The organism is Streptomyces sp. NRRL B-1140, from assembly GCF_001280065.1.
In the GTDB taxonomy this organism is placed as follows: Bacteria; Actinomycetota; Actinomycetes; order Streptomycetales; family Streptomycetaceae; genus Streptomyces.
This window is the reverse complement of the sequence record NZ_LGEA01000124.1, coordinates 1-12749: the sequence shown is the minus strand read 5'-3', so window position 1 is coordinate 12749 and position 12749 is coordinate 1. Positions and strand designations below refer to the sequence as shown.

The window sequence follows — 12749 nt, the reverse complement described above, 5'->3', positions numbered from 1 at the left end:
GTGGCGGACTCGAAGCCCACCACTGAGTCGGACAGTTGGGAGGCCTGCCACAAAGCCATGCTTCCGATGCTGCCCAAGCCGATGACGGCGAGTTGTGCGTCCATGACAGCAGTTCCCTTTTCGTCTACTCGCGAAGTCCGGCGAGGCGGCTGCCGAATCGGGCCAGCAGTGAGGTCTTGCTGGAATCCCTGCGCTCTTCCCACTGGTCCGCGATGCCGAAGAGCCGGTACATGGCGTGAACGCCCAGCCAGCGGATGGGCTCCGGTTCCCACTTCCGTGCCCGGTAGCCGACCCAGGGGAGAGTGGTCCGTTCGGTTTCCTTCTCGAAGGCGAGCTCCACGAGAGTCCTGCCACCGATGTAGGCCGACGTGACCCCGTGCCCCGCGTAGCCGGAGGACGATCCGATTCCCGATGCCGGGTCCCAGAGCACGCCGCCGTTCCAGTCCCGCGTGACGCCCAGGACTCCCGACCAGGCGTGTTCCACCTCGAAGGGGGCCCCCGGGAAGAAGGAGCTGAGCTTGTGCGAGATCAGGTCGATGGTGGACCGGGCGGTCGCACCGGCTCCCCCAGTGCCGGACCCGAAGCGGTAGGGGACACCACGGCCCCCCATGGCGATACGGCCGTCCGACGTCCGCTGGGCATAGATGAACGTGTGCGCGGAGTCGCTGAGGCACTGCGGCCCTTCCCAGCCGATCTCCTGCCACGCCTCCTCCGGCAGGGGCTTGGTCACGATCATCGAGGAATTGACCGGGATCAGGCTCCGGCGGCCGAGCAGCTGTCCTGAATAGCCTTCGGTGCAGATGAAGGTCTTGGCCGCGGTGACGCGTCCGTCGGCCAAGGTGAGAGTTCTGCCGCCGACACTGTGCACTCGGCTGCCCTCGTAGATCCTCACCCCCATGGAGGTCAGGGTGTCGGCGAGGCCGTAGACGAGCTTCGTGGGGTGGATCCGCGCGCAGTGCTTGTAGAAGAGCCCGCCGTGGACGGTGGAGATGTTGATCCTGGACTGGAACTCGTCCCGGTCGAGCAGCTGGATCTCGTCCTCGGTCAGTCCGTACTTCAGGTCTGCATCACGCCTGGTGACGAGTCGGCCCAGCCCTGCCCGAGTGTGGGCGGCGACGAGCGCGCCGCTCTTGTGCTGATCGGCGTCGATTCCTTCGGCCTGGAGGCTGTCCAGGACCGCGTCGACGCCGGCGACGAACTCCTGCTGCAGCGCCCGGCTCGCCTCCAGCCCGCCCCCGGTGCGGGCGAAGGTGGCACGGTTTACCGGTGGCATCGCCGAGAGCCAGCCGCCGTTCCGCCCGGAAGCGCCGTAGCCGACCTGTTCGGCCTCGATGACGGCAACCGAGAGCGACGGTTCGAGCTTCTTGGCGAAGTACGCCGCCCACAGGCCGGTGTAGCCGCCGCCGACAATGGCTACGTCGACGGAGTCCTGGCCAATGAAGCGCGGGAATGACGGCCTTTTGTCGGCCAGTTGGGCCACCCAGAAACCGAGCTCTCCGTTTCGGGGTCGTGCCGCAAGGGTGTTCATTGGTGTGTCCGTTCATCTGTCTCTGGGAACCGCGTGGGCCGGTACTGGAAGGCGGTGTGACCGCCACAGGAGGGCGGAACGACGGGCTCCGGCGACCTCGATCAGAACCTCCAGCCGCCCGGCGTCGTCCCCCGTCGCATCGGCGAGGGCGCTGATGGCCGCGACGTTGGCGACGCCCCGGGTCGTCTCGGCCAGCCACCGGATCGGCGGCCCTTTCGTCCCCGCGGGCCGGATCGGGTAGGCGCTGAAGATGCCGTCGAATCCGGTCTCGGCGAAGACCTCGGCCTCACCACGTTGCCCGCGGGGATTCCGTTGGTCTCCGCCTTGACCTGGCGCCGATCGATCTCAACGCATTTGTGCGTCTTGACGTGCGGCCTGGCGTCGAGACTGTGCTCGGCGGCGAAGCCCTGAATACGGTCGATGTCGTTTCGCATCACTTGGGCCGGCACGATCGGCGCCGGAGTGTCGATGCCGTCGACGAGGGCGCCGAGTGCCTGTTGGAGCCGGTTCACAGCTGTACTGCCCATGATTGGCTCGCCGCTACACCGCAGTGCAGATCATCTGGATCTCCACCGGGGTGTTGAGGGGCAGTCCCGCGACACCGATCGCGGTCCGGGCGTGCCGTCCGTTCTCGCCCAGCACCTCGATGAGCAGTTCACTGGCCGCGTTGGCGACCTGCGACTGCAGACCGAAGTCCGGCGTGCTGGCCACGAAGACGAGCATCTGCACGATCCGGACCCGGTCCAGATCACCCACCGCCTGCACAGCGGCGGCCAGGCAGTTGAGCGCGGCATGGCGCGCGAGCTCCTTCGCGGTCTCCAGCTCCACGTCCCGGCCGACAACGCCCTGCCCCAGCAGCTCGCCGTCCTTGAAGGGCAGTTGGCCGGAGATGTGGATACTGGAGCCCACCGCCCGGTGGTGCACGAAGTACGCGTTACCGGCGAGGTCGGGTAGCTCCAGTCCGAGGTTCTGGAGCCTTTCCGAAGCCGAGTCACCCTTCACGGTTTGAGACAGGGGCTGACTCATGCCGCCACCACCTTGCTTGGCTCGAATCCCATGAGTCCTCCTAGTGCTGTTCAGAAGGCGGTGTATCCGCCGTCAACCGGGAGAACTGCTCCGGTGATGTACGACGACTCTGATGATGCGAAGAAGAGGACGGCGTCGGCGACCTCTTCAGGGGTGGCGAGGCGTTGCAGCGGGATTTGACCCTCGCGCTCGCGGCGGTAGGCCTCGGGATCGGCGCTGCGTTGGATCGCTGCTTCGATGATCGGGGTGGCGGTCAGGCCAGGAGCGACGACGTTGACGCGGATGTTGCGGGGGGCCCATTCGATCGCTGCGCCCTTGGCGAGCATGATGAGGCCTCCCTTGGCGGCGGAGTACAGGACTTCCCCGGGCTTGCCGACCATGCCGAGCCGTGAACTGACACAGACGAACGAGCCACCCGCGGAAGGCATCAGCGGCGCGAAGTGCTTCATCACCAGGAACGCGCTGAGCAGGTTGCTGTCGAGCACATTCTTCGCGTCGACGGAGGCCATCTCGGTAAGCGGACTGCTGGCCTGCAGGCCGTGGTTGAGGACGACGACGTCGACGGTGCCGAGGGACTCGGCGGCCTGCTTGGCCAGGTGCTCGACGAATGCCTCGTCATTGAGGTCTCCAGGGATGTACAGGTCGTCGGGCCCAGCGCTGTCGAGCCGCTCCCTGCGACCGGTGAGCAGCAGTCGCGCGCCCTCACGGCGGAAGTGGGAACTCACCGCCTGCCCGATGCCACTGCTGGCGCCGGTCACCAGGGCCGCGACGTTCTTGAGTCTCATGTCAGGTATTCCTTCACGGGGGGGGCGGTCGAGTCACACTCGGCCAGGGGGAGTCGTCCCGGGGACAGGCAGTCGGGGAATCTGCGGGCGTCGACCGGCCACCGCTGCGGCGACGTGCCCGCGCTGTCGGTGACGAGCAGGTCCTCGAAATCGGGGAACCCGGGCATCCGTGGGTTTGCACCACCGGCACCACGCCGGCGACGCCGAGGCGGAACTCGCCGACCTGCAGCGGGAGGAGCCTTGTCCAGGAACGCCAGTTCCAGCGTCGAGGATGACCTGATCGGGGACCCAATCGCTGACCACGGGCATGCCCGCGTGGATCAGACGGCAGGCGTCGGGGTGGCGGTTACCAGTGCGGCGAAGTCGCGGAGATCGATGTTTCCGCCAGTCGCGATTGCAGCGATGTTTCCGCGACCCAGTCGGTGGGTGTGCTCGAGGATGGACGCTGCCGCAACGGCTCCGCTGGGTTCGACCACGAGCTTCCCGCACTCCGCCAGCCATCGCATCGCTGAGACGATGGCCTCCTCGGAGACCGTGACCACATCGTCGACCAGGGCTGTGATGTGCGACCAGGTCAGCTCGCCGACCGCGGCGGAACGGAGCCCGTCGGCGATCGTGCGTCCGGTCAGCTCTCGTGACCAGACGGTCCGCTTCCCGGTGGCGAAGCCCTCGGCCAGGTCCGCGGCGAGCTCGGGTTCGACCGCGACCACCCGCGCGCCTGGTCGCTGGTTCTTGATTGCGGCGGCCACGCCGGCCAGCAGTCCGCCGCCGCCGACCGGTACCAGCACCGTGTCGATGTCGTCGACCTGTTCGAGCATCTCGAGCCCGACGGTGCCCTGCCCGGCGATGATGTGAGGATCGTCGAACGGTGGCACCACGGCCAGGCCGCGGACGTCGCCCAGGTGGTGGGCATGCGGCACGATCTCGTCCGGCGCCCGGAGCACCACCGTCGCGCCCAAGGCCCGGGTGGCGTCGATCTTGTATGGGGAAGCCGTCCGGGGCATCACGACCGTCGCCGCGATGTCGGCCCTCCGAGCCGCATAGGCCAGGGCACGGCCGTGGTTGCCGGCCGAATAGGTCACCACACCCCGCGCGCCCCCGACCTCACCGAGCGCCGCCACGGCGTTGGCAACCCCGCGGAGCTTGAACGAACCGGTCCGCTGAAGGGACTCAGCCTTCACCCACACCGAACCAGCCCCCGCCGGACGGGGCAGCTGCAGTACCGGCGTCCGCAGGCAGGTAGTGCCGATCCGCACCTGCGCCACGTGGAGATCACTCGGTGTGATGAGATTCGCCTCCGCCGTACCAACGCTGTCCATGTCGCTCACCTGCAGGTCAGAACGCGGGGTATCCGGCGTGAACTTCATTGCTGCTCCTGGAAAACGTGCGGTGAGAACGGGGACAGTGCGGGTCAGAGGCCGAGCAGCGGAGGGACCTGGGAGAGCAGGTCGACCTGGTGGTAGCCGTAACCGGGCGTGCCGAGCTCGTATCCGCGGTTGACGAAGACCTTGTGCTTGATGCCCAGGTCGTGGCGACCATCAAGTCATAGCGGGGGCTCCCGGAGACGTGCAGGATTTCGTCCGGCCGGCAGTTGAGCTGCTTGAACATGTACTCGAACGCCTGGTAGCGCGGCTTGTAGGCCTGGCGTCCTCAGCCGTGAGTACCGCGTGGATCGGCGCCTTGAGCGCTACATCGACGGCCTGTGAGGGCCGGCCCGCGTCGGCCTGCTCGTCGACCTGATCCCGCGCCGACTGCGCGAGACCGGCCTCCTCGTCCGCTCGCACGACCAGTCGTACGACGTGTAGGACAGGCTGAAGCCGTGGCGGCGGCCGAGAACATCGTCGCCCGGGATCAGGGCGATCCGGTGGTTCGTCGTCATGGCGTCGATTGCAGCAGGGTGGTCCGTGGGACGTCCAAGACGCAAAGCGGATCTGTCTTATAAGCGGTGCCTATCAGCTGTCGGTGGTCGAGGTCGCGGCCGTGACGAACGCGGCGGCTGCGGGCGACAGGAGACCGCGGCGGGCGACGAGGGCGATGTCCAAGGTGTTCTCCGGCTCGATGTCCAGGACGCGGGCGCCCACGGAGCCGCGATAAAGCCGCCTTATAGGGCGGCCTTATAAGGCACATCGGGATTGAGTCTTGGACGCGCTGCCCGGCCTGCTGCTGCAATCGGCCTGTGACGAACCAGAACCACCGCCTCGCCCTCGTCCCCGGTGACGGCCTCCGGGCCGAGGTCCTGCCGCCCACCCGGCGATTCGGCGATGGTGCCCGTCCCCTTCCACGACGCCACCGCCTGGTTCCTGCCGTCCGGCGGCGCCTGCGACAAGGCGAAGGACGAGTCGTTCTGAGCCGATACCGACGGCGGTGACACTGCCCAGACTTTTCGCGGCGTGATCGTGGCAAGTCCCCACCGCCCCTGCGGGTCGTGCTTCGCCCGCCCCCTTGCCGCACGCCACGCACCCGCACGCTTGAACACGCTCCGAGAGAAGGCCCGGCCTGCCATGACCGCCGTAGCGCACCGCAGCGAGCACGACCTGCTCGGCGACCGCGACGTCCCCGCCGAGGCGTACTGGGGCATCCACACCCTGCGCGCTCGGGAGAACTTCGCCATCTCAGGCACGCCGATTGCCGCCTGCCCGCATCTGATCGACGCTCTGGCCGCCGTGAAGGAGGCAGCCGCCCTGGCGAACGAGGAACGCGGCCTGCTGGAGCCGCGGAAGGCGGCCGCCATCGCGGCGGCCTGCCGTGAGATCCGTGAGGGCAAGCTGCACGACCAGTTCGTCGTCGACGTCATCCACGGCGGCGCCGGCACCTCCACCAACATGAACGCCAACGAGGTCGTGGCGAACCGCGCGCTGGAGCTGCTGGGGCACGCCAAGGGCCAGTTCGAGCACCTACACCCCAACCGGGACGTCAACCTCGGCCAGTCCACCAATGACGTCTATCCGACCGCCGTCAAGATCGCGACAGTGTATGCGGTGCGCGGGCTGCTGAAGGCGATGGCGGTGCTGCAGGACGCTTTCGCGGCCAATGCGGTTCAGTTCCGTGACGTGCTGAAGATGGGCCGCACTCAGCTGCAGGACGCCGTGCCGATGACGCTGGGGCAGGAGTTCTCGGCATACGCGCTCATGCTGGAGGAGGACCGCAGCCGGCTCTCCGAGGCCGTGGAGCTGATTCACGAGATCGACCTCGGTGCCACCGCGATCAGCACCGGTCTCAACGCCCCCGCCGGCTACGCCGAGGCCGCCCGCCGCCACCTCGCCGTCATCACCGGGCTGGTGCTGGTCACCGCCGCCAACCTGGTGGAAGCCATCCAGGACTGCGGGGCGTTCGTGCAGATGTCGGGTGTGCTCAAGCGGATCGCGGTCAAGCTGTCCAAGAGCTGCAACGACCTGCGGCTGCTGTCGTCCGGGCCGCGCGCCGGGCTCGGCGAGATCAACCTGCCGCCCGTACAGGCCGGTTCGTCGACCATGCCGGGCAAGGTCAACCCGGTGATCCCGGAGGTCGTCAACCAGGTCGCCTTCGAGGCCGCCGAGACCGGGCAGCTCCAGCTCAACGCCTTCGAACCGGTCATCTGGCACTCCTTCTCGAAGAGCATCATGCACCTGCAGCGCGCGTGCCTGGCGCTCGCCGAGCGGTGCGTCCGCGGGGATCACGGCCAACACCCAGGCGCTGCGGGCGGCGGTGGAGAACTCGATCGGCCTGGTCACCGCCCTCAACCCGTACATCGGCTACGAGGCGGCCACCGGCATCGCCACGGAGGCCCTCGCCACCGGACGCGGGGTCGCCGAACTCGTCCTGGACAAGGGCCTGCTGCCTGCCTGCGCCCTCGCCGAGCTGCTGTGTCCCGAGGCAGTCGCGGGACCCGGTCAGGCCCTGGTGTGACGTGATCAAGCGCGACCCCGACTGACGCTCCCCCTAACTACCCGTAATGGAGCAGGAATTCGCCATGTCTCTACCCCTCCATGCCCAGACGCGGCCCGTCCCCGAGGCAGCGGTGCTTCAAGGGCTGCCCCCAGTCCGTGAGGTGAGCGCCGCGGAAGTGGCCGCCCGGATATCCGGTGGTCCCCGTCTCGTCGTCCTCGACGACGATCCCACCGGCACCCAGACGGTCGCCGACGTGCCCGTCCTGACGTCCTGGACGGTGGACGACCTGCGCTGGGCGCTGCGCCAGGACAGTGCCGTCTTCTTCGTCCTCACCAACACGCGCAGTCTGTCGCCCGAGGACGCGGCCGCCCGCAACCGCGAGGTGGTCCGTGCCCTGCACGCGGCCGCTGTGGCCGAGGGCACCGGCTACGTCCTGGCCAGCCGTGGGGACTCGACGCTGCGCGGTCACTTCCCGCTGGAGACCGATGTCCTCGCCGAGGAGCTGACCGGGCTGGGCGCAGGTGCTCCCGACGGTGTGGTGCTGGTCCCCGCCTACATCGAGGCGGGTCGGCTGACCGTCGGCTCGAACCACTGGATGCGGACGGCCGAGGGACTGCTGCCGGTCGGGATGAGCGAGTTCGCCCGCGACGCGACCTTCGGTTACCGCAGCTCGTCGCTGCCCGAGTGGGTGGAGGAGAAGACGGGCGGACGCATGCCCGCGGAGGAGGTCCTGCGCGTCACCCTCGACGACCTGCGCGGTGGCGGCCCGGGGCACACGGCGCGGCTGCTGTCCTCGCTGCGCGGCGGACGGGTGGCCGTGGTCGACGCGGTGTGCGACGAGGATCTGCGGGTGCTGGCCCTGGCCCTCGCTCAGGCGGAGGAGAACGGCACGCGGCTGCTGTACCGGGTCGGGCCGTCCTTCGTCAGGGCCCGCGCCGGACAGGCCGGGCGGGCACCGCTCACCCCGGCCGAACTGCGCCCGCTGCACGGGGACGCGCCGCACGGTCTCGTCGTCGTGGGGTCTCATGTCGCGCTGACGACACGGCAGTTGGACCGGCTGCGGGAGCGCGGCGGGATCGCCGAGTACGAGCTGGACGTGGCCTTGCTGCTCGACGAGGAGCGGCGTGACGCCCACATCGCCGAGGTCGCGGCCGCGGCCGCCGGCGCGCTGGACTCGGCCGACGCCGTGATCCGCACCTCTCGCACGCTGGTGACGGGTGCCGACGCGGACGACAGTCTGGCGATCTCCCGCAAGGTCTCCGCCGCGCTCGTTGAGGCCGTGCGCCAGGTCAACGCCGCCCGGCGGCCCGCTTTCGTCGTTGCCAAGGGCGGTATCACCTCCAGCGACACCGCCACCCACGGCCTCGGGATCCGCCGTGCCTGGGCCCGGGGCACGCTGCTGCCGGGCATCGTCTCGCTCTGGGAGCCGGTGGACGGCCCCGCGGCCGGCATCCCCTACATCGTCTTCGCCGGGAACGTCGGGGGCGCCGACGCCCTAGCCGACGCCCTCGACCTGCTCAGGAGTGCCTGATGCTGCTGCACGGAACCGAGGCCCTGAAGGAGGCCGCGGCCGCCGGTCACGCCCTGCCCGGGTTCGTCGCCTACAACCTGGAGACCGTCCAGGGCATCACGGCCGCCGCCGAGACCGCCGGACGGCCGGTGATCATCCAGGCGGGCTCCAGCCCCTTCAAGCACGCAGGGCGCGAGGCCCTGATGCGGCTGGCGCTGCACGCGGCCGGACACTCCGCCGCCCGCCTCGGTGTGCACCTCGACCACAGCCGGGACCTGGACGAGATCACGGCCTGCCTGGAGGCGGGCTACACCTCCGTCATGGTCGACGGCTCCCACCTGCCGTTCGCCGAGAACATCGCCTTGACGAAGGAGGCCGTCCGCCGGGCCCGCGACCATGGTGCCTGGGTGGAGGCCGAGCTCGGTGCCCTGCCGGGCGACGAGGACGTCTCCACCAACGCAGTCGCGCACACCGCGGCGATGACCGACCCGCAGCAGGCGGCCGAATTCGTGGCCGCGACAGGCGTGGACGCGCTCGCAGTCGCCGTCGGCAACGTCCACGGCTTCACCCAGCACCCGGTCCGCCTGGACCTGGAGCGGCTGGCCGCGATCCACGAGGCCGTAACCGTCCCGCTCGTCCCGCTCGTCCTGCACGGCGCCAGCGGCCTGCCCGTCGAGGAACTGCACGGCGCCCTCGCCCGAGGCGTCGCCAAGGTCAACGTCAACGCCGAACTGCGCCGCGCCTACCTGGAGGCCACCCGCGAGACGCTCCCGTCCGCGTTGTCCGGCTCCAACGTCGTCTCCCTGTGGGCGGCGGGCCGCGACGCGGTCCGGGACGCCGCCCTAGAGGTCATCGGCCGCCTGAGCCCCCGCGCCGAGGGGGCAGACGCATGACCTGAACGCGGCCCCGCCGCCTGGAGCCGCACCGCACCGCACCGGCGGACACAAGATCGTCGTCCAGCCCCGGCCGTGCGCGCTGTGCGCGGTCCGCACCACTCCGTCCCGCGCTCTCGTGCCCAAATCGGCACGCGGGCCGATACCCGCACCCTGTTGGAGCCACCATGTCCACCACTGCCTCGATCGCTGTGTTGCACACCAGTTTGCTGTTCGCCAGCCCCGATTCGATCATCAACGAGTACCTCGCGGAACTCGCGCCGGACGCCAAGGTCCTGCACTTCGTCGACAGCGACGTGCTCGCAGCCGTAGTGCGCGACGGTGAGGTCTCACCTGCCAGCACGCAGCGCATGGTGCACCTGGCCCAGGCCGCGCAGGCCGCGGGCGCCGACGTCATCTTCTCCGCCTGCTCCTCGGTCGGCCCGGCCATCGACGTGGCCCGACGCCTCGTCTCCGTCCCGATCGTCAAGATCGACGACGCGATGACCGCGTCCGCGGTCGAGACCGCGGACGTCATCGGCGTCCTGGCGACGGTCCCCACGACGCTGCCGCCGACCCGTGCCCTCGTCGAGGACAAGGCCCGGGCGGCCGGCCGCGACATCACCGTCCAGGAGCGGCTGTGCGAGGGCGCCTTCTCGGTGTTGATGTCCGGTGACCGCGACCGCCACGACGCGATGGTGCTGGACGGGGCACGGGCGCTGGCCACCGAGGCCGATGTGATCGTGCTGGCCCAGGCATCCATGGCACCGCTGGCTCCCGCGATCGCCGAAGCCGTCGGCAAGCCCGTGCTCTCGAGCCCGCGCAGCGGAACGGAGAACGCGGTGCGTGTGCTGCACGAGCAGACGGCTGAACCTGCCCATGCCACAGGGAGGGCCTTCGAGACCCTGGAATGGCAGGGAGGCTGCGGAGCCAGGTGAACGGCCGACCGGACGGCCTGCTCCGGGATCACCGCCCGGATCTTCCGTCCACGCAGGTGAGCACGGCCGGGTCGGACCACGAGCAGGTCGTCAACCACAGCCCTTTGGCCGTCCCCGGCCGGAACACAGGAGCCAACATGCCGAGGTTCGCAGCGAACCTGTCCATGATGTACACCGAGCACGATTTCCTCGACCGCTTCGCCGCGGCCTCGGCTGACGGTTTCGAGGCCGTGGAGTACCTCTTCCCCTATGCGTACGACGCCGCCGAGCTGCGCCGCCGGCTCGACGACCACGGCTTGGTGCAGGTGCTCTTCAACGCACCCGCAGGAGCGTGGGAGTCCGGGGAGCGCGGGATGGCGGCACTGCCCGGACGCGAGGCGGAGGTGCGTTCCGGGGTCGACCGGGCGCTGGATTACGCGGCGGCGCTGGGTTGCCCGCGGGTGCACCTGATGGCCGGGCTGGTTTGGCCGGACGCGCCACCGGCCGAGCGGGCCGAGCACCGCGACACCTACCTGACCAACCTGGCGTGGGCCGCGGAGCGGGCCGCCGCGGCCGGCGTCGACGTCCTGATCGAGCCGATCAACGGCCGAGACATGCCGGGGTACTTCCTGAGCACCCAGGCCGAGGCCCATGCCGTGGTGCGGGAAGTGGGAGCCTCCCACCTCAAGGTGCAGCTCGACCTCTACCACTGCCAGATCGTCGAGGGCGACCTCACCACGACACTGCGCCGCGACCTGCCGACCGGCCGGGTCGGTCATCTGCAGATCGCGGGCGTGCCCGACCGGGGTGAGCCCGACCAGGGGGAGTTCAACGTCCGCCACTTGCTTGAGGTGGTCGACGAGCTGGGCTTCGACGGGTGGATCGGCTGCGAGTACCGGCCCCGCGCCGGCACGAGCGAAGGTCTCGGATGGCTCGACGACTACCGCAGCCACCGAGCAGAAAGCGCACGAGGATGAGCGGTACGGCCTCGACCCTGACCTGGTCACCTTGCCCCAAGGGCGTCACCTTCGGCAACGCCCCGCTGCGCGGCGTCCTGGTCTCGCCGCGCATCTGGCAGCCGTTCTACCGCGACTGCGAGCAGAGGAAAGCAAGTGATTGACATGACCTCCACCGCACAACTCCTCACCGCCTACCCGGCCGCCAGGGCCGCCGCCCATGAGGCCGTGGCCCGCATCGGCGGCGGCCGAGCGGGCGCCCGAGGCACCATCGACGTCCACGACCCGAGCCTCCTCGGCAACGTCGCGGTGTCCGGTCCGGGCGCCGGCCGCATCGAGACCGCCTACGCCCTGCTGTCGGACATCATCGCCAACCGCCAGCGCCACGCCGACGACGACGCCGCGCCCACGTACCCCGTTCTGAAGGAGACTCACCGTGTCTGACACCGTCGTACCCCCCGGTATCGAACTCGGCGCCGACACCACGCCCGTGCACAACCCCTACACCGGCGAGGTCATCGCCTCGGTCCTCACCGTCGACGCAGGCGCCGTTGGCAGCATCCTGCAGCAGGCCAGGCGCGGGCGCCGTACCGCCGCCGCGCTCTCCCGCGCCTCCAGGGCCGGGGTCCTGGAGCGCGCCGCCCGCTTGGTCGAGCGGCGCGCCGGGTCCTTCGCCCAGCTGATCGTCGACGAGGCCGGCAAGACCATCACCCAGGCCCGCAAGGAAGTCGCCCGTGCCGTCAACACCCTGTCCCTGTCCGCGGCCGAGGCACGGCGCAACGCCGGCGAGGTCATCCCCTTCGACTCCTATGAGGGCTCGGAGAAGCGGCAGGGCTGGTTCACCCGCGAACCGCTGGGCATCATCGCCGCCATCACCCCCTTCAACGACCCCCTCAACCTGGTCGCCCACAAGCTCGGCCCGGCCATCGCCGGCGGCAACGCGGTCATCCTCAAACCCTCCGCCCTGACGCCGCTGTCCGCCCTGCGCCTGGCCGACACCCTCATCGAGGCCGGCCTGCCCGAGGAGATCGTCACCGTCGTCAACGGCGATGCCGACATCGCCGCCGCGATCGTGGCCGCCCCCGACGTGCGCATGGTGTCCTTCACCGGCGGCTTCACCACCGGCGAGGTCATCTCCCGCACCGCCGGCCTGAAGAAACTCGCCATGGACCTGGGCGGCAACGCCCCCGTCATCGTCATGGACGACGCCGACCTCGACGAGGCCGTGGCCTCCTGCGTCTCCGGCGCGTTCTGGGCCGCCGGCCAGAACTGCATCGGCACCCAGCGG

13 protein-coding genes and 2 pseudogenes are annotated in these 12749 nt (G+C 69.7%); 9 read left to right on the top strand and 6 right to left on the bottom strand.

The window, feature by feature from the left end; translation table 11 throughout:
- Positions 1-124: 124 nt before the first annotated feature.
- The 6 genes and pseudogenes from ADK65_RS29855 to ADK65_RS38260 all read right to left on the bottom strand — a co-directional run bounded on the left by ADK65_RS29855 (position 125) and on the right by ADK65_RS38260 (position 5420).
- Positions 125-1480: an NAD(P)/FAD-dependent oxidoreductase gene (locus tag ADK65_RS29855; RefSeq protein ID WP_053674103.1), complete on the bottom strand. Its 1356-nt coding sequence runs from the start codon at positions 1478-1480 to the stop codon at positions 125-127.
- A 588-nt stretch (positions 1481-2068) separates the two neighbouring features.
- Positions 2069-2554, bottom strand: coding sequence for a RidA family protein (locus ADK65_RS29850; protein ID WP_053674102.1), 486 nt, complete (start codon positions 2552-2554; stop codon positions 2069-2071).
- A 50-nt stretch (positions 2555-2604) separates the two neighbouring features.
- Positions 2605-3339 carry an SDR family NAD(P)-dependent oxidoreductase gene (locus ADK65_RS29845; RefSeq protein WP_053674101.1) on the bottom strand — a complete coding sequence of 245 codons (735 nt, stop codon included), beginning with the start codon at positions 3337-3339 and terminating at the stop codon, positions 2605-2607.
- Positions 3340-3659: 320 nt separating this feature from the next.
- Positions 3660-4706 (bottom strand): threonine ammonia-lyase, encoded by a 1047-nt coding sequence (locus tag ADK65_RS29840; RefSeq protein ID WP_234352996.1) that lies wholly within the window; start codon positions 4704-4706, stop codon positions 3660-3662.
- 398 nt (positions 4707-5104) lie between these two features.
- A pseudogene (locus tag ADK65_RS40020) lies at positions 5105-5218 on the bottom strand (tartrate dehydrogenase); the annotation flags it as partial.
- Positions 5219-5291: 73 nt separating this feature from the next.
- Positions 5292-5420, bottom strand: coding sequence for a hypothetical protein (locus ADK65_RS38260; protein WP_420709107.1), 129 nt, complete (start codon positions 5418-5420; stop codon positions 5292-5294).
- A gap of 132 nt (positions 5421-5552) precedes the next feature.
- Here ADK65_RS38260 and ADK65_RS39660 point away from each other — a divergent pair, with 132 nt between their 5' ends.
- The 9 genes and pseudogenes from ADK65_RS39660 to ADK65_RS29800 all read left to right on the top strand — a co-directional run.
- Positions 5553-5687 carry a hypothetical protein gene (locus tag ADK65_RS39660; RefSeq protein WP_267889757.1) on the top strand — a complete coding sequence of 45 codons (135 nt, stop codon included), beginning with the start codon at positions 5553-5555 and terminating at the stop codon, positions 5685-5687.
- 153 nt (positions 5688-5840) lie between these two features.
- Positions 5841-7224: pseudogene (locus ADK65_RS29830) on the top strand (aspartate ammonia-lyase).
- Between the two features lie 142 nt (positions 7225-7366).
- Positions 7367-8737: a four-carbon acid sugar kinase family protein gene (locus tag ADK65_RS29825; RefSeq protein ID WP_234352995.1), complete on the top strand. Its 1371-nt coding sequence runs from the start codon at positions 7367-7369 to the stop codon at positions 8735-8737.
- Positions 8737-9609, top strand: a complete 873-nt coding sequence (locus tag ADK65_RS29820; RefSeq protein ID WP_053674098.1) for a class II fructose-bisphosphate aldolase — start codon at positions 8737-8739, stop codon at positions 9607-9609. Before ADK65_RS29825 ends, ADK65_RS29820 begins: the two co-directional genes overlap by 1 nt.
- Before the next feature lie 167 nt (positions 9610-9776).
- Positions 9777-10526, top strand: a complete 750-nt coding sequence (locus ADK65_RS29815) for an aspartate/glutamate racemase family protein (protein WP_053674097.1) — start codon at positions 9777-9779, stop codon at positions 10524-10526.
- 137 nt (positions 10527-10663) lie between these two features.
- Entirely contained in the window at positions 10664-11482 is an 819-nt protein-coding gene (gene otnI / locus ADK65_RS29810; RefSeq protein ID WP_053674122.1) for a 2-oxo-tetronate isomerase, read from the top strand.
- A complete protein-coding gene (locus ADK65_RS39000; RefSeq protein WP_199825729.1) occupies positions 11479-11625 on the top strand; it encodes a hypothetical protein in 147 nt (48 codons plus the stop codon). Before otnI ends, ADK65_RS39000 begins: the two co-directional genes overlap by 4 nt.
- 1 nt (position 11626) lies before the next feature.
- Positions 11627-11905, top strand: a complete 279-nt coding sequence (locus tag ADK65_RS39445) for a hypothetical protein (RefSeq protein ID WP_053674096.1) — start codon at positions 11627-11629, stop codon at positions 11903-11905.
- A partial coding sequence (locus tag ADK65_RS29800) for an aldehyde dehydrogenase family protein (RefSeq protein ID WP_159038837.1) occupies positions 11898-12749 on the top strand: 852 nt, incomplete at its 3' end. The genes ADK65_RS39445 and ADK65_RS29800, both read left to right, overlap by 8 nt.